General features: G+C 63.5%; 15 protein-coding genes. 8 read left to right on the plus strand and 7 right to left on the minus strand.

What is annotated here, in order from left to right; translation table 11 throughout:
* Positions 1 to 227: 227 nt before the first annotated feature.
* The 3 genes from YY7_RS0146630 (at position 228) to YY7_RS0146640 (ending at position 4,024) form a co-directional block, all read left to right on the plus strand.
* On the plus strand, positions 228 to 1,382 hold the full coding sequence (locus YY7_RS0146630; protein WP_028169024.1) for an alpha/beta fold hydrolase: 1,155 nt from the start codon (positions 228 to 230) through the stop codon (positions 1,380 to 1,382).
* Positions 1,383 to 1,445: 63 nt separating this feature from the next.
* Positions 1,446 to 2,417: an iron exporter MbfA gene (mbfA, locus tag YY7_RS0146635; protein WP_028169025.1), complete on the plus strand. Its 972-nt coding sequence runs from the start codon at positions 1,446 to 1,448 to the stop codon at positions 2,415 to 2,417.
* Between the two features lie 137 nt (positions 2,418 to 2,554).
* Positions 2,555 to 4,024 carry an amidase gene (locus YY7_RS0146640; RefSeq protein WP_028169026.1) on the plus strand — a complete coding sequence of 490 codons (1,470 nt, stop codon included), beginning with the start codon at positions 2,555 to 2,557 and terminating at the stop codon, positions 4,022 to 4,024.
* 261 nt (positions 4,025 to 4,285) lie between these two features.
* On the opposite strand, the gene YY7_RS0146645 is transcribed toward YY7_RS0146640, so the two are convergent.
* Both YY7_RS0146645 and YY7_RS0146650 read right to left on the minus strand, forming a co-directional pair.
* Positions 4,286 to 5,374, minus strand: a complete 1,089-nt coding sequence (locus YY7_RS0146645; protein ID WP_028169027.1) for a Zn-dependent alcohol dehydrogenase — start codon at positions 5,372 to 5,374, stop codon at positions 4,286 to 4,288.
* 74 nt (positions 5,375 to 5,448) lie between these two features.
* The gene (locus YY7_RS0146650; RefSeq protein ID WP_035692856.1) at positions 5,449 to 7,230 is read right to left on the minus strand and encodes an acyl-CoA dehydrogenase family protein; all 1,782 of its coding nucleotides are present in this window, start codon (positions 7,228 to 7,230) and stop codon (positions 5,449 to 5,451) included.
* 108 nt (positions 7,231 to 7,338) lie between these two features.
* Between YY7_RS0146650 and YY7_RS0146655 the strand changes: the two genes are divergently transcribed.
* A complete protein-coding gene (locus tag YY7_RS0146655) occupies positions 7,339 to 8,040 on the plus strand; it encodes an SDR family NAD(P)-dependent oxidoreductase (RefSeq protein ID WP_028169029.1) in 702 nt (233 codons plus the stop codon).
* 198 nt (positions 8,041 to 8,238) lie between these two features.
* Here YY7_RS0146655 and YY7_RS0146660 read toward each other — a convergent pair whose 3' ends face one another.
* Positions 8,239 to 8,859, minus strand: a complete 621-nt coding sequence (locus YY7_RS0146660) for a GNAT family N-acetyltransferase (protein ID WP_028169030.1) — start codon at positions 8,857 to 8,859, stop codon at positions 8,239 to 8,241.
* 66 nt (positions 8,860 to 8,925) lie between these two features.
* Positions 8,926 to 9,141, minus strand: a complete 216-nt coding sequence (locus YY7_RS0146665; RefSeq protein ID WP_028169031.1) for a DUF1127 domain-containing protein — start codon at positions 9,139 to 9,141, stop codon at positions 8,926 to 8,928.
* 117 nt (positions 9,142 to 9,258) lie between these two features.
* On the opposite strand from YY7_RS0146665, the gene YY7_RS0146670 reads away from it, so the two are divergent.
* A complete protein-coding gene (locus YY7_RS0146670; protein WP_028169032.1) occupies positions 9,259 to 10,158 on the plus strand; it encodes a transcriptional regulator GcvA in 900 nt (299 codons plus the stop codon).
* 122 nt (positions 10,159 to 10,280) lie between these two features.
* The gene (locus YY7_RS0146675) at positions 10,281 to 11,591 is read left to right on the plus strand and encodes an MFS transporter (protein ID WP_028169033.1); all 1,311 of its coding nucleotides are present in this window, start codon (positions 10,281 to 10,283) and stop codon (positions 11,589 to 11,591) included.
* A gap of 195 nt (positions 11,592 to 11,786) precedes the next feature.
* Here YY7_RS0146675 and YY7_RS0146680 read toward each other — a convergent pair whose 3' ends face one another.
* From YY7_RS0146680 to YY7_RS0146690, 3 genes are read right to left on the minus strand one after another with little or no spacing between them, the layout of a single operon-like run.
* The gene (locus YY7_RS0146680; RefSeq protein WP_028169034.1) at positions 11,787 to 12,200 is read right to left on the minus strand and encodes a Rieske (2Fe-2S) protein; all 414 of its coding nucleotides are present in this window, start codon (positions 12,198 to 12,200) and stop codon (positions 11,787 to 11,789) included.
* Positions 12,200 to 13,306, minus strand: coding sequence for an amidohydrolase family protein (locus tag YY7_RS0146685; protein ID WP_028169035.1), 1,107 nt, complete (start codon positions 13,304 to 13,306; stop codon positions 12,200 to 12,202). The genes YY7_RS0146680 and YY7_RS0146685 overlap by 1 nt, the downstream gene beginning before the upstream one ends.
* Positions 13,303 to 14,385 (minus strand): amidohydrolase family protein, encoded by a 1,083-nt coding sequence (locus YY7_RS0146690; RefSeq protein WP_028169036.1) that lies wholly within the window; start codon positions 14,383 to 14,385, stop codon positions 13,303 to 13,305. Before YY7_RS0146690 ends, YY7_RS0146685 begins: the two co-directional genes overlap by 4 nt.
* Positions 14,386 to 14,543: 158 nt before the next feature.
* Here YY7_RS0146690 and YY7_RS0146695 point away from each other — a divergent pair, with 158 nt between their 5' ends.
* Both YY7_RS0146695 and YY7_RS55575 read left to right on the plus strand, forming a co-directional pair.
* Complete coding sequence (locus YY7_RS0146695; protein WP_028169037.1) at positions 14,544 to 15,023, plus strand: CinA family protein; 480 nt, start codon at positions 14,544 to 14,546, stop codon at positions 15,021 to 15,023.
* Between the two features lie 86 nt (positions 15,024 to 15,109).
* The coding region (locus YY7_RS55575) for a helix-turn-helix domain-containing protein (RefSeq protein ID WP_155255393.1) at positions 15,110 to 15,279 on the plus strand (170 nt) is incomplete at its 3' end.

The raw sequence follows: 15,279 nt of genomic DNA on the forward strand, positions 1-15,279 counted from the left end.
TCCCCCTCCTGCAAATCAATCCGCGAAGAGAATCACAGCTGCCACGCGCCCGATATAAAAAGATTCACAGTCTCGTAGGGTGGGCAAAGCGCAGCGCGCCCACCTTTCTTGCACCGAATGTGGATGGTGGGCACGCTTTGCTTTGCCCACCCTACGGCAGTCCAGGCTTGTCCTGGGCATCCACGTCTTTACAGTTGCGCGCACGATAAGACGTGGATGGAAACGCCATGAGCACTCTCCCCGACGTTCCGCTCCCATCAGGCATACGCTCCCGCTATGTCGATGATATCAACGGCCTGCGCATGCATGTGCTCGAGGCCGGTTTCGAAACCAAAGGCCGGCCCTGTCTCCTGCTGCTGCACGGCTTTCCTGAACTGGCTTTTTCCTGGCGCAAGGTGATGCCTGTTCTGGCTGAGGCCGGCTACCACGTGATCGCGCCGGACCAGCGCGGCTACGGCCGCACCACCGGCTGGGATGGCGACTATGACGGCGATCTCGCCTCGTTCCGCCTGACCAATCTGGTGCGCGATTCGTTGGGGCTGGTGTCGGCGTTCGGCTACAAAAGCGTCGATGCCGTGATCGGGCATGATTTCGGCTCATCGGTCGCGGCGTGGTGCGCATTGATCCGGCCGGATGTGTTCCGGGCGGTGACGATGATGAGCGCGCCATTCGGCGGCCCGCCGTCGCTGCCATTCAACACCGCGGATGCGCCGGCGAAGCCGGCTGTGGAGGACCCGGTGCATCGTGAGCTCGCGGCATTGCCGCGGCCGCGCAAGAATTACCAATGGTATTACTCGACTCGCGAGGCCAATCCCGACATGCACCGCGCGCCGCAGGGCGTGCATGACTTCCTGCGCGCCTACTACCACCACAAGAGCGCGGACTGGAAAGACAACAAGCCCTATCCGCTAGCGTCCTGGTCCGCGGGCGAGCTGGCGAAACTGCCGACCTATTACATCATGGACCTTGCCGAAGGCATGGCCGCCACTGTGGCGAAGGAGATGCCGTCAGCCGCGGAGATCGCTGCCAACCGATGGCTGCCAGATAGCGAGCTTGCATTCTACAGCGCCGAGTACGAACGCAACGGCTTCCAGGGGGGACTGCAGTGGTATCGCTGTGGCACCTCCGGCGCGTTTGTCCCGGAGCTGCAGACATGGTCGGGCCGCGCCATCGACGTGCCGTCCTGCTTCATCTCCGGCCGGCAGGACTGGGGCACCTACCAGCGGCCGGGCGTGTTCGAGGCGATGCAGTCGAAGGCCTGCAGCAACATGATTGGCTGCCATCTGGTCGATGGCGCCGGCCATTGGGTGCAGCAGGAGCGGCCGGCGGAGGTCAGCCGGCTGCTGCTCGCATTTCTGCGCAACGCGCACGGCGGAAGGTGATTGACGCGGTAGCCAAGGCCACCTAATTTAGAATAATTCTAAATTGAGTGAGAAGGCGGCTCCGTGAAGAACTTTGCCGATCTGACCGAGCGCGAAGTGCTGGCGGTCGCGATCGCCTCCGAGGAGGAGGACAGCCGCATCTACATGACCTTCGCGGAGGATCTCGCCGAACGCTATCCAGATACCGCAAGGGTCTTCGAGCAGATGGCTGAGGAGGAACGCGGCCACCGGCACCGGCTGCTCGAACTCTACGAGCAGCGTTTCGGCCCGCATCTGCCGCCGATCCGCCGCGAGGACGTAAAGGGCTTTCTGCGCCGCCGCCCGATCTGGCTGACCAAGAACTTGCCGCTCGACACCATCCGGAAGGAAGTCGAGACCATGGAGCTGGAGGCCGAGCGCTTCTATGCCAAGGCCGCCGAACAGGCCCAGGATGTCGGCGTACGCCGCCTGCTCGGCGATCTCGCCGAAGAAGAGCGACACCACGAGAACCTCGCCGTCCGGCTCACTGACGATATCCTGAAGCCCGACGTGCGCGCCGAGGAAGACCGGACGCGGCGGCGCATGTTCGTCTTGCAATATGTGCAGCCCGGGCTTGCCGGACTGATGGATGGCTCGGTTTCGACCTTGGCGCCGCTGTTCGCCGCCGCCTTCGCCACCCACCAGAACTGGCAGACCTTCCTGGTCGGCCTCGCCGCCTCGATCGGCGCCGGCATCAGCATGGGATTTGCCGAGGCGCTGTCCGACGATGGCTCGCTGACCGGGCGCGGCTCGCCGTGGCTGCGCGGCATCACCTGCGGATTGATGACGACGCTCGGCGGCCTCGGCCACACCCTGCCCTATCTCGTTCCCGATGCCTGGCCCAACGCGTTCTGGATTGCGACTGCAATCGCCAGCATCATCGTGTTCTTCGAATTATGGGCGATCGCCTTCATCCGCTCGCGCTACATGGATACGCCGTTCCTGCAGGCAGTATTCCAGATCGTGCTCGGCGGCGCCATCGTGCTCGGTGTCGGCATTTTGATCGGCGCAGCCTAGCAATTCCTGTCAAGCATCGGTGCTGTCAGATCGGCGAGGATCGCGCGTCGCGATGATGTGTGACGCCTCACGCTTGCGAGCCTCAGGCAAAGCAATCATCATCCCTGCCGGACCAGTCATCACATCGGGAGTCTGCCTTGGCCAAATCGCAATGGAGTTTCAAGACTGCGGTCGAGATATCGGCGGCGCTCGCCGCAAAGCAGGTGTCCGCGGTCGAACTGACGCAGGATGCGATCGGCCGGATCGAGCGTCACGATGCGAAGGTCAATGCGGTCTGCGTGCGCGATTTCGATCGCGCGCTGGCAGCAGCGCGCGCCGCCGATACCGCCCTTGCCCGCGGCGAACAAAAGCCATTGCTCGGCATCCCCGTCACGGTGAAGGAATCCTACAACATCGCCGGCCTGCCGACGACCTGGGGCATTCCCGAACAGAAGAATTTCACGCCGACCGAGGACGCACTCTCGGTCGCGCGGGTCAAGGATGCCGGCGCGGTGATCCTCGGCAAGAGCAACGTGCCGCTCGCCCTCGGCGACTGGCAGAGCTACAACGACATCTACGGCACCACCAACAACCCTTACGACCTCGGCCGCACGCCGGGCGGCTCGTCCGGCGGATCGTCGGCCGCGCTCGCCGCAGGTTACGGCCCACTCTCGCTCGGCTCCGACATCGGCGGCTCATTGCGCGTACCGGCATTTCATTGCGGCGTCTATGCGCACAAGCCGACCTACGCACTGGCGCCGTCGCGCGGTCACACGCCCCCTCCCCTGCCGCCGCTGCCGTTCAATCGCGATCTCTCGGTGATCGGCCCGATGGCGCGTAGCGCGGCCGATCTGACGTTGCTGCTCGATGCGATCGCTGGCCCCGATCCGCTCGACTCCAGCGCCTACCGGCTCGAACTGCCGGTGCCGCGACATGCCGCGCTGAAAGACTTCCGCGTGCTGCTGATCGATACTGATCCGGTGATGCCGACGGATTCGGTGGTGCGCGGCTCGATCGAAAAGCTCGCCGCCAACCTCGCCAAGGCTGGCGTCAAGGTCGAGCGCCAGAGCAAGCTGTTGCCGGACTTCGCCGCATCGAGCCGGCTCTATATGCGGATACTGATGTCGTTCCTCGCCGCTTCTTTCGCGCCCGACCTCTATGAGGGGGCCAAGCAGGCCGCCGCGGCTCTACCGGAGAGCGATACCAGCCTCGCCGCCGAACGGCTGCGCGGCATCGCGCTCAATCATCGCGACTGGGTGATGGCCGACGGCGGCCGCACCCGGCTCCGCGCGCAATGGCGCGAACTGTTCAAGACCTTTGACGCCGTGATCTGCCCGATCATGCCGACGCCGGCCTATCCGCACGACCATTCGCCCGAGCAGGAGAAGCGCCGCATCATGATTGACGGCAAAGAATATGCCTATCCCGACCAGCTCGCCTGGCCCGGAATCGCGACGCTGCCCGGGCTTCCATCAACGGCGATTCCGACCGGCTTCGCGCCGGACGGATTGCCGGTCGGCGTGCAGATCGTGGGGCCCTGGCTGGAAGACCGCACGCCGCTGAAGCTGGCGGAATTGATCGAGCGCGAATTCGGCGGCTTCGTGCCGCCGAAGATGTTTGACGACTAGCGTCATTGCGAGCCAACGGGTCGCGCGTACGCGCGCCCGATGACAGGCTCCGCGAAGCAATCCATCCACGCTCGCGGATGGATGGATTGCTTCGTCGCTTCGCTCCTCGCAATGACGGGCGGAAAACTCGGTGCATGTAACGCGGTGACGTACAGCCGTCATTGCCGGGCTTGACCCGGCAATCCATCGCCAACAAGGACTTCTTTGCGGGAGATTGATGGATGCCCGGGTCAAGCCCGGGCATGACGTACAGAGAGTGCCTCAACTATCGAACATGATGACGCTGCGGAGCGTCTTGCCGGCTTTCATGTTGGCGAAGCCGTCGTTGATCTCGGACAGTTTCAGCTTGGCCGAGATCCAGTCCTCCAGGTGCAATTTGCCCCGCATGTAGAACTCGACCAGGCGCGGCATGTCGACGCGGAAATGGTTGGAGCCCATCGACGAGCCCTGGATGCGGCGCTCGCGCAGGAAATCGAAGCCGTGCAGTTCGATCTTCTGGCCGTACGGGATCATGCCGACGATGGTCGCGGTGCCGCCGGCTGCGAGCATGCCGAAGGCCTGCTCGGCGGTCTCCTTGCGGCCCAGCACCTCGAAAGAATGATGCACGCCGCCGCCGGTGAGCTCACGCACCTGCTGCACCACATCGCCATTCCTGGGATCGATGATGTCGGTGGCGCCGAGCTTGGTCGCGAGCTGCAGTTTCGCGGGATTGGTGTCGATCGCGATGATGCGGCCGGCACCTGCGATCTCGGCGCCGTTGATCGCGGCCATGCCGACGCCGCCGCAGCCGATCACTGCCACCGTCTCTCCGGCCTGCACTCTCGCGGTGTTCACGACCGCACCATAGCCGGTGATGACGCCGCAGCCGATGAGGGCTGCGAGCTCGAGCGGCATGTCCTTGCGGATCTTCACGATCGCATTCTCGTGCACCAGCATCTGCTCGGCAAAGGACGAGAGATTGAGGAACTGGTTCAATTTCTCCGGCCTGTTCCATTGCAGGCGATTGGAAGCGCCCGGCAGCATCTTCACGGTGGTATCGGTGCAGAGCACGGTACGGCCGGTGGTGCAGTTGTCGCACGTGCCGCAGAACACCGAGAGGCAGGTCACGACATGATCGCCCGGCTTCACATAGTTCACGTCGGAGCCGACCTTCTCCACCACACCAGCGGATTCATGGCCGAGCACGGCGGGCAGCGGATGCGGGTAGAGTCCCTCCATGAAGTGCAGATCGGAATGACAGAGACCGGCGACGGAAGTGCGGATCAAGACTTCGCGCGGTCCGGGATTTGGCAGGCTGACGTCCTCGATCACGAGCGGCTTGTTGACTTCGTACAGGACGGCGGCCTTCATCGGTGTTTCCCCTATGTTGTTTTATTATGACGCGCTCTCTTCACCTCTCCCGTAGGGAGAGGTGCAGAGACAGCCTACGCCGCGAGAAGCAATTCGCCAACCTCGGCCATGCCGACGGCACGCTCGCCGAGCAGGTGATCGGTGATGGCGCGCGATGCGGTATTTTCCGTTAGCCGGAACGGATCGTGGGTCGCCACGCGATGGTCGATCACCAGGCGCGATAGCAACAGCCGCCGTGCATCGCCGCGCATTTCATGGATGCGCCCGCCTTCCCAGGCGAGAGTCACCGCGCTTGCCACGTGGTAAAGCAAGCTGGTCGCACGACGTGCTTCCGCTTCGTTGTCGATGCGGCTGGCAACCTCGCGTGCAAAGCCGATGGCGCGGTCGGTGAGTTCATGCAGACGGCTGCGCCAGGCCAGCGGCACATTGCCGCTGTCATCGAGCCGCGCGTGGAGATCCGCGGCAAGTGCCGCGTCGGCGCCATGGCGGCCGACGGCGCGCTTCGAGGCATCGATCGCGACGATGTTGCCGGTGCCTTCCCAGATCGAGCCGAGATGCGCGTCGCGCAACAGCCGCGCGGTGGCAAATTCCTCGATGTAGCCGATGCCGCCGCGCATCTCCATCGCATCGCCACAGACTTTTCGCGCATCGCGGGTGGCGCGGAATTTCAAGGTCGGCGTCAGGATGCGGAGCAGCGCCGCGGCGTCCTGGCTGCCGGCCTCGGCGCGGTCGAGCGCATCGGCGGTCAGGAAGCTCATCGACAGCGCCTGCTCGGTTGCGAGCATGATCTTCATCAATTGCCGCCGCGCCAGCGGCAGGTCGATGATGCGGCTATCGAACACGACGCGGCCCTTCGCCACCGTCATCGCATCATGATACGCGCGTCGCATCAGCGCAGTCGACTTGACGCCATTGGACAGCCGCGACGAGTTGACCATCTCGGCCATCTGCACGAAGCCGCGATCGAGCTTGCCGACCGCATAGGCGATCGCACCTTCAAGCTTGATCTCGCCCGACGCCATCGAGCGCGTGCCGAGCTTGTCCTTCAGCCGCACGATCCGGTAGCGGTTCTGCGAGCCGTTATCGAGGAAGCGCGGCATCAGGAACAAGCCGACGCCACGCGTGCCGGGGCCGGCGCCTTCGGGCCGCGCCAACAGCATCACGACCTTGGCGTCCGCATTCGAGCAGAACCATTTCTCGCCATAGAGGCGCCAGTGATCGCCCTCCTGCACCGCAGTCGTCGTCAGCGTGCCGACGTCGGAGCCGCCTTCCTTCTCGGTCATGAACTGACCGCCTTGCGTCAGCTTTTCCATATCGGTCTGGGTCAGGCCATCGAGGTATTTTGCTTTCAGCGTCTCGCTGCCGAAATTCGCCAGCAGCTTAGCGCAGCCGTCGGTGACGTTGATCGGGCAGCCCATGCCGAATTCGGTCTGGTTGAACAGGAAGGTAAAGGCGTGTTTTGCCACCACAGGATATCTATCCGGCCAGCCCAAAATGCCCTTGCGGATCGACATCGCGTGAATACCGAACTCGCCGAACGCGGCCTTCTCCAATTCGCGATAGGCCGGGTGATATTCGATCCACTGCACGTCGCGGCCGAACTTGTCGCGCTGGTGCAGCACCGGCACATGGCGGTCGGCAAGCCGCGCGCATTCATCGAGCGGGCCGCCGGCGAGCGCGCCGAGCCGATCGAGATGCGGCTCGATATGACGAAACAGCGCGTCCGGCAGATGCAGTCGCAGCAGGTCCTGAAGCGCCGGATCAGCCTGGTAGAAATTCATGCCCGAGGTATCGGGCGCGAGCAGGCCCGGCTGGTTGGCGATATCGGCGTTTGGACGTTGTTTCAGCGGCTGCATTGAAATCTCTGGTTCGTTTCCTCATCTGTTGGATGAGACTATCGCACATCGAATGCCGGGATGTCGTCCTGCCAAGCAAAATCTTCTCCGGCAGTTCAAGGAAAGCTCATGGAAACCCCAAAATACAAGACCGCCCTGATCGTCGGTGTCGGCGAAGGCCTGAGCGCTTCGCTGGCGCGGCTATTTTCGCGCGAAGGAATTCGCGTGGCGCTGGCCGCACGGCAGATCGAAAAGCTCGGCGCACTCTGCACCGAGACCAGCGCGCGGGCCTTTACCTGCAACGCAACGGACGCCGACGAAGTCGAACGTCTGTTCGGCCTAGTCGAGCGCGAGATCGGAACGCCCGACCTCGTGGTCTATAACGCAAGCGCGCGGGCGCGCGGCCCGCTGGTCGACCTCGTGCCGGCCGATGTCGCCAACGCGATCGCAGTCTCGGCCTTCGGCGGCTTCCTGGTGGCGCAGCAGGCCGCAAAGCGCATGCTGCCGAACAGGCATGGCGCGATCCTGTTCACGGGCGCTTCGGCCAGCGTCAAAGGGTATGCGCAATCATCGTCGTTCGCGATGGGCAAGTTCGCGCTGCGCGGACTGGCGCAGAGCATGGCGCGCGAACTTTCGCCGCAGGGCATCCATATCGCGCATTTTGTCATCGACGGCGGCATCCGCAGCAAGACGCGCCCTGATCCGGAAGGTCATCCGGATTCGATGCTCGATCCCGACGCGATTGCTCTCAGCTACTGGAACGTGCTGCAGCAACCGCGCAGTGCCTGGACCTGGGAAGTCGAGCTGCGCCCCTGGGTGGAGAAGTTCTAAGGCTTGCGCTGAACTCTCGTCGCCTTCCCCCTGAAAGCGGGAAGGCGGGATGGGGGTCACGCCACGGGCACAGGTGTCTGTGGAGAGCGATGATCCCCACCCGGTTTGCGCTCACGCGCAACCCGACCTCCCCTTTTCAAGGGGAGGTGACGGAAAGAAAAAAGCCCGGTTCTGGGGCGGCCAGAACCGGGCCAGTGATCAAACCGCAAGCGAGGAGAAAGCGGCCTTGTCGGCAGCAGCGAGCCGCCAACTGGCACATGGGATATCCTGCGGTTCGATAGCGATGTGTTTCGCGAAGCGCACCAGCTTCCAGTCGCCCGGGCTGTTGGCGAAGGTGTAACCGCCTTTTTTTGCCAGCCCGATCATGGCGTCATTGGAACGCAAGGTGTCGCCGAACAGTCGCCCAGCGCCGAGCGCAGCGGCGCGGCACTCGATATTTTTCAACAGCGCCCGGCCGATGCCCTGGCCCTGCCAGCGGTCGTCGATCGAGACGCCGAACTCGATGCTCGCATCCTCGGCGTGGAAGGCATAACGCGCTTCGCCGACGATGATTTCGAAGCCGTCGACCGTCACGGTGGCGACGACGCTGAACTGCTCGCGCTCGCCGACATGGACAAAGTTTTCCAGCACGTTCTTCGGCAGCTCGCGCATGGCGCCAAAGAAGCGATTGTAGCGGGAGCGGGTCGAGAGCGAGCGGAAGTAATTCTGCAGTTCCTCCGCATCGCGCGGCTCGACGAAACGCACGGTGATCTTGTCGCCGCTGCGCGAATGCAGCACGTCCGAATACTGCTTGAGATCGTCGAGACGCAGGCTGGTCATGACACGCTCTCCGGAAAAAATGAGCCGGCGTCCCTCCACAGAGGCGACGCCGGCATTGGCGTCACCTCATGCCCGCCAGAAGGGTTTCTCGGCTTCATAAGCGACATCGCTCCAGGACTTGCCGATGTCGTGGAGGTCGCGCTCCGACCACTGGGCCAGCTCGCGACGCGTCTCGTAGCGCTGATGCCAGACGTGAAGGGTCTCGCTCAATTGGGTCAAAGCCTGTGCGAACAGGCCCTGTCCATGATGATTTATCATCGATTCATGGGTGCAAGTGGACATGCTCAGCTCCTATAGCTAATCTGCTGCCCGAACTATCTGCGCTATTGTGGCCTTGCACAAACGACACTTTGTGCCGCCTCACATGAGATAAACTCATACATAAGGAAGATGCGGGAGATGGCCGCCAAGCTGCCTTCGCTGAACGGATTGCGGGCCTTCGAGGCCGCAGCGCGGCACCTGAGCTTCACCCAGGCCGCCGCCGAGCTGAACGTGACACAGACCGCGATCAGCCATCAGATCAAGCGGCTCGAGCAGGAGCTCGGCGTCCGGCTGTTCCTGCGGCAGAACCGAGCGCTGACGTTGACGCCAAAGGCGGCCGAATATCTGCCCGGCGTTCGCGCCGCCTTCAATGACCTGAAGCTTGCCACCGACCGGCTGCTGCGGCGCGAGGACGACCACGTGCTGACGGTCTCGACGCTGGCCTCGCTCGCCGCAAAATGGCTGCTGCCGCGGCTTTCCACGTTCCAGGAGGCGCATCCCGGCATTGACGTCCGCATCACCACCTCGACCAGCCTGGTGGATTTCCAGCGCGACAATGTCGACGCCGCGATCCGCTACGGCCGCGGCCAATGGCAGGGATTGCGCGCCGACTGGCTGATGGCGGACGAGCTGTTTCCGGTCTGCAGCCCGTCCCTGCTTAAAGGTGAGAAGCCGCTGAAATGCCCTGAAGACCTCCGCGGCCACGTGCTCTTGCACACCAGCAACGCCAACAGTGACGACTGGCGGCTGTGGCTGACGGCGGCCGGGCTGCCGGCCGACCTCTCAAAGCAGCCGGGCATCACCTTCGACCTCATCTTCATGACCATCCAGGCCGCGATCGACGGCATCGGCGTCGCCATGGGCCGGACATCCTATGTGCAGGACGACATCGCCAAGGGACGACTGGTGGTCCCCTTCAAGATCACGCTCCCCGCCGATGCCGGCTTCTACCTGGTCTCGCCGCAGGCGCGCGCTGATTCGCCGAAGCTCGCGGCATTCCGGCAGTGGATGGTGGCCTCCGCCCAAGGCAAGGCCTGAAGTCCTGAAAAACCTGCAGATTTCCGGGTGACCGACGCGTTTGCGGGTTGGTCGCGCCGCATAGCTGTGCCAAATTGCCGCGCAGACGAGGCTTTTCGTCGCAGCACGGGGAGAAAACGCGCATGGCGCCAACGAGTACGGCAGAGATACCGCAGATCAAATCGCGCATCGGCGCCATCCTGCGCGCGACCAGCGGCAATTTCCTCGAGCAGTTCGATTTCTTCCTGTTCGGCTTCTATGCGAGCGCGATCGGCAAGGCGTTCTTCCCGTCCGACAACGAGACCGCCTCGCTGCTCAACACGTTCGGCGTGTTCTGGCTCGGCGCGCTGATGCGCCCGGTCGGCGCGATCGTGCTGGGGGCCTATATCGACCGCATCGGACGCCGCAAGGGCTTGATCGTCACGCTCGCGATCATGGCTGTGGGCACAGTGGTGATCGCGATCTGCCCGACCTATGCGACGATCGGCATTGCCGCGCCGGTCATCGTGCTGATCGGCCGCTTGCTGCAGGGCTTTTCCGCGGGCGTCGAGCTCGGCGGCGTCTCGGTCTATCTGTCGGAGATCGCTACTCCCGGCAACCGCGGCTTCTACACCTCATTCCAGTCGGCGAGCCAGCAGGTCGCGATCTTCGTCGCCGCGATCGTCGGCTATGTCCTGAGCGAGATAATCCCGCCGGCGACGGTGGCAGCCTGGGGCTGGCGCATTCCGTTCTTCATCGGCTGCCTGATCATCCCCTTCATCTTCGTGCTGCGGCGGACGCTGGAGGAAACGCCGGCGTTCCTCGCCATGAAGCGGCATCCGACCGCATCCGAGGTGTTCGCGTCGGCGCTCGCGAACTGGCGCATCGTGATCCTCGGCATGATGATCGCGATCCTGACCACCACGACCTTCTATTTCGTCACCGTCTACACGCCGACCTTCGGCAAGAACGTGCTGAAACTGTCGACGCAGGACGCGCTGCTGGTCACGCTGCTGGTGGCGGTGACCAACTTCATCTGGAACCCGGTCGGCGGCGCGGTCTCCGATCGGCTCGGCCGCAAGCCGGTGCTGCTGACGATCGCCGGGCTTTCCTTGGTAACCGCCTATCCGGCGCTGTACTGGCTGGTGGCCGCGCCCAGCTTCGGCAAGATGCTGGCGGTCGAGATGATGTTCTCGTTCTATTTCGGCGTCTACAGCGGCACCATGCTCGGCTGCCTGGTCGAGATCGTGCCGTCACATGTGCGTACCACCTGCTTCTCGCTGGCTTTTGCACTGGCGGCAGCGCTGTTCGGCACCTTTACGCCGTTTGCCTCGACCTGGCTGATCGACCACACCGGCGACAAGGCTTCACCGGGCTTCTGGCTGATGTTCGCGGCAGCGCTCGGCATCATCGCGACCTTGACGGTCTATCGCCGCGGCGAGAAAGTCGAGACGCGCGAAGCAATCGCCGCCTGATGGTGCCGGCCTCGTAGGGTGGGCAAAGCGCAGCGTGCCCACCATCGCGAGCACAGCATGAAATGGTGGGCACGCTTCGCTTTGCCCACCCTACGGCTCCATCATCGTTATTGCGAGGAGCGACAGCGACGAAGCAATCCATCTCTCCACACGTGGTGAGATGGATTGCTTCGCTTCGCTCGCAATGACGGGAAGTTACAAGTCCACCACGACGTAGTCGCTTTCCACCGAGACTGCGATCGTCTCCGCGACGTACGGGCCCTTCACCACGTTCGTGCCCGGCTCGACCTTGACCGGATAGGCCCGCGCCCGGAAGCGCTTGGGGTCGCAGTAGGACTGGCCGGTGCGGATGTCGAATTCCCAGCCGTGCCAGGGACAGCGGATGATCTCGCCGAGCTTCGTGTATTCGATCTCGCCGGGATCGGACGATTGCGCGAGCCCGATCAGCGGTCCCTCGCACAGCGAGGCACCCTGATGCGGGCAGCGGTTCAGAAGGCCGAAGAACTCGCCCTTGACGTTGAAGACCGCGATGGGCCGGCCGTCGATCTCCAGGAACTTCCTCGTGCCCGGCGGCAGTTCATTCACCGGGGCAACCACATGCCTCGCCATCAAGAAAGTCCGTACAGCTTGCGCGCATTGTCGAGATAGAACGCCTGCTTGTTGGCGTCGCTGACGCCGGCCGGCAGCACGCGCGAGGGCTCGTCATAGTCCCAATGCGGATAATCGGTCGCGAACAACAGCCTGTCCCAGCCGATCCATTCGATGGTCTGGAACAGATGCTCGCGCCGCTCCGGATCCTCCATCGGCTGCGTGGTCCACCAGATGTGGTCGCGGATATAGTCCGACGGCTTGCGCCTCAGATGCGGCACCTCGGCATGCAGGCGCTCGAACACCTTGTCGAGCCGCCAGGCCAGTGACGGCGCCCAGCCGAAGCCGGCCTCGACCATCACCATCTTCAGTTTCGGGAAGCGCTCGAACACGCCTTCCAGCACGAGGCTCGCCAGCGCGGTCTGCTGGCACTGCGAATGGCCGACCATCTCCTCGATGTAGAAGCTCGGCCAGCCCGAGGCAGTGATCGGATTGCCGCCGAAGCCGAAAGCGTGCACGCCGACCGGAAGCCCGGCTTCCTCCGCCGCCTCATAGATCGGCCAATAGCGGCGCTGGCCGAGCGGCTCGACATTGCGGCTGAGCAGCAGCACCTGCACGAAGTTCTTGTCCCCTGCGCGCTTGCGGATCTCCGCGGCCGCAGCCTGCCCGTCCTCATTGGCAACGACGACCGAGCCCTTGAGGCGCTGGTCCTTGCTGGTCCATTTCTCGATTTGCCAGTCGTTGATCGCGGAACAGATCGCCGCCGCCAGATCCTGATTGCGGATGCCCTGCCCGGTGTTGAGCGGATTGAGCACGCCGAGCACAACATTGTTCGGATCAAGATGCTGTTGCTGCATGAAGGAAAGCGAAGAGCCCTGTGGACCGCCCTCCGGCGGATAGGCGTCGCGACGCGACGCATTCGGCTGCGCCTTGGGATAGGGCGGACCACCCATCATGCCTTGATAGGCGTGGACGCCGAAGGTTTCGAGATGTGCGTGCCAGCGCTTGGCGAGGAATGGATAGAGCTCCGTCTGGGTGGCGCGCGCCGGATGGATGTCGCAATCGGCGATCGCGGTCTTGATGCTGGCAGACCCAGCCTCCGGACGTTCACGAATCTGGATATTCATGGCGTCACCTCTTTCACCGATTGCTTCAAGCGCGTGTAGGTCGCGAGCGGATTGTCGAGCATGACCTTACGGACCAGGTCGGGCGAAATCCCTTTCGGCAGCGCCTCGTCGCCGTCGAATTGCCAGTGCGGATAGTCAGTCGAGAATAGGAGCAATTCGTCCGACTGCATATGATCGAACAGGCGGTTCAGCGTCTCGCCGTCCGGCGGTGCGTCGACCGGCTGCAGCGAGAAGCGGATGTTGCTGCGCACAATCTCCAATGGCGCGCGGTCGACCCACGGCGTCTCCATGCGGACGCCGCGCCAGAACTTGTGCAAGCGCCAGAGATAGGGCGGCAACCAGGTGAAGCCGCTTTCCAGCATCACCATTTTCAAATTCGGGTGGCGGGCGAACACGCCCTCGATGATCAGGCTGGTGAGTTGCGTCTGGAACGCCTGCGCCTGCGCGACATAGTCCTCGATGTGATAGGAGCCCCAGCCGACCGAGGTCGGCGGGTTGTGATAGGCGCTGCCGGCATGCACGCCGATCGGCAGGCCCAACCGCTCCGCCGCGGCATAGATCGGCCAGTAGTGCCGCTTGCCGAGCGGCATGTCCCCCATGACCAGCATCAGCACCTGGACGAAGCGCCGATCTTGCGCGCAGCGCTCGATCTCCTTCACGGATTTCTCGATGCTTTGCACGGGGATCACGATCGAGCCGCGCAGCCGATCGTCCTTGTCGAGCCATTCCTTGGCGAGCCAATCGTTCAGCGCGCGGCAGAAGGCATCAGCCATGTCCTCGCTGAACACCATCTGCACGCCATAGAGCGGATTGCAGATGCCATAGGCGACAGCGAATTTGTCGAGCGCCTGGCGCTGCATGTCGGCAAGATTGGAGCCCGGCTTGCCCTGCGCCGGCCGCCAATCCGGCCGCGCCGAGATCGGCGAATTGACCGGATAGGATTGCGACAGCAGATCGGTCATGCCGCGCGTCGTCACCTGGTCGCGCCAGTAATCGTTCATGTACGGCAACAGGCTGGTCAGATGAGGCACGGCGGGATGCAGATCGCAATCCACGCCACCGGGGATCGGCGACGTCATGGCGTTTCCTCGTGTAAGCGCGTGCGCCGCGCCCGTTCATTGCTCTGCATTCAAGCAGGCCTGCCCTTGGCCCGCAACTCGGCAGGAGCCGAAGTGGTGTGCTAAGAAGTCAGGACGCCCCGGAGAATTTTCATGGCAAACAACAAGAGAGGCGGCCGATGAAGGAGCTGGTGTCCATTGCAGAAAAGATTGCAGCGAGGCTGATCGAGCGGAAGCAGACGATTGCAGTGGCGGAATCCTCGGCCGGCGGCCTGATCTCAGCGGCGCTGCTCGCCGTGCCCGGCGCTTCGGCCTATTTCATCGGCGGCGGCGTGATCTACACCCGCGATGCACGGCGCGTGCTGATGGACATTCCGAACGAGACGATGAAGGGCATCCGCTCCGCATCGGAACCTTACGCAAAATTGCTCGCGAGCCAGATCCGCGCGCGCCTTGCGACCGACTGGGGCCTCTCCGAAACCGGCGCGGCGGGCCCCACCGGCAACCGCTATGGCGACGCGGCAGGCCATAGCTGCATGGCGGTGGCGGGACCTGTGGAGACGGTGATCACGATCGAGACCGCGAGCGGCGACCGGCAAGCCAACATGCAGGCGTTTGCGAAGGCGGCGCTGAGTTTGCTGTTGGAGAATTTACACTAGAGCGTGTTGTTTTTTAGCGGAATCGGGATTCCCAATTGGAGGAATTTCTGATTCAAACTCCATGCTGGGGCCGGGGGCCAGCATGGATGACGCGACCCTATTCGGAAGACATCCGCGAACTGGCGCTTAAGCGCGCTGATGCAGGCGAGACCGTTCGCTCGATTGCAGCGGCGCTTCAGATCAGTCCATCCTGTGTGACGAAGTGGAAGAACCTGAGGCGAGAGACCGGAGGCCTTTCGCCCGGCAAGATCGGTGG

This window comes from Bradyrhizobium elkanii WSM2783, from assembly GCF_000472865.1.
Classification (GTDB): domain Bacteria; phylum Pseudomonadota; class Alphaproteobacteria; order Rhizobiales; family Xanthobacteraceae; genus Bradyrhizobium; species Bradyrhizobium elkanii_A.

Bases quoted from the DNA above. Each gene is read 5' to 3' on its own strand.
- YY7_RS0146675 (WP_028169033.1), top strand. From the start codon at position 10,281: ATGGCGCCAACGAGTACGGCAGAGATACCGCAGATCAAATCGCGCATC.
- YY7_RS0146685 (WP_028169035.1), bottom strand. From the start codon at position 13,306: ATGAATATCCAGATTCGTGAACGTCCGGAGGCTGGGTCTGCCAGCATC.
- YY7_RS0146650 (WP_035692856.1), bottom strand. From the start codon at position 7,230: ATGCAGCCGCTGAAACAACGTCCAAACGCCGATATCGCCAACCAGCCG.
- YY7_RS0146680 (WP_028169034.1), bottom strand. From the start codon at position 12,200: ATGGCGAGGCATGTGGTTGCCCCGGTGAATGAACTGCCGCCGGGCACG.
- YY7_RS0146690 (WP_028169036.1), bottom strand. From the start codon at position 14,385: ATGACGTCGCCGATCCCCGGTGGCGTGGATTGCGATCTGCATCCCGCC.
- YY7_RS0146695 (WP_028169037.1), top strand. From the start codon at position 14,544: ATGAAGGAGCTGGTGTCCATTGCAGAAAAGATTGCAGCGAGGCTGATC.
- YY7_RS0146660 (WP_028169030.1), bottom strand. From the start codon at position 8,859: ATGACCAGCCTGCGTCTCGACGATCTCAAGCAGTATTCGGACGTGCTG.
- YY7_RS0146630 (WP_028169024.1), top strand. From the start codon at position 228: ATGAGCACTCTCCCCGACGTTCCGCTCCCATCAGGCATACGCTCCCGC.
- YY7_RS0146670 (WP_028169032.1), top strand. From the start codon at position 9,259: ATGGCCGCCAAGCTGCCTTCGCTGAACGGATTGCGGGCCTTCGAGGCC.
- YY7_RS0146665 (WP_028169031.1), bottom strand. From the start codon at position 9,141: ATGTCCACTTGCACCCATGAATCGATGATAAATCATCATGGACAGGGC.
- YY7_RS0146645 (WP_028169027.1), bottom strand. From the start codon at position 5,374: ATGAAGGCCGCCGTCCTGTACGAAGTCAACAAGCCGCTCGTGATCGAG.
- YY7_RS0146655 (WP_028169029.1), top strand. From the start codon at position 7,339: ATGGAAACCCCAAAATACAAGACCGCCCTGATCGTCGGTGTCGGCGAA.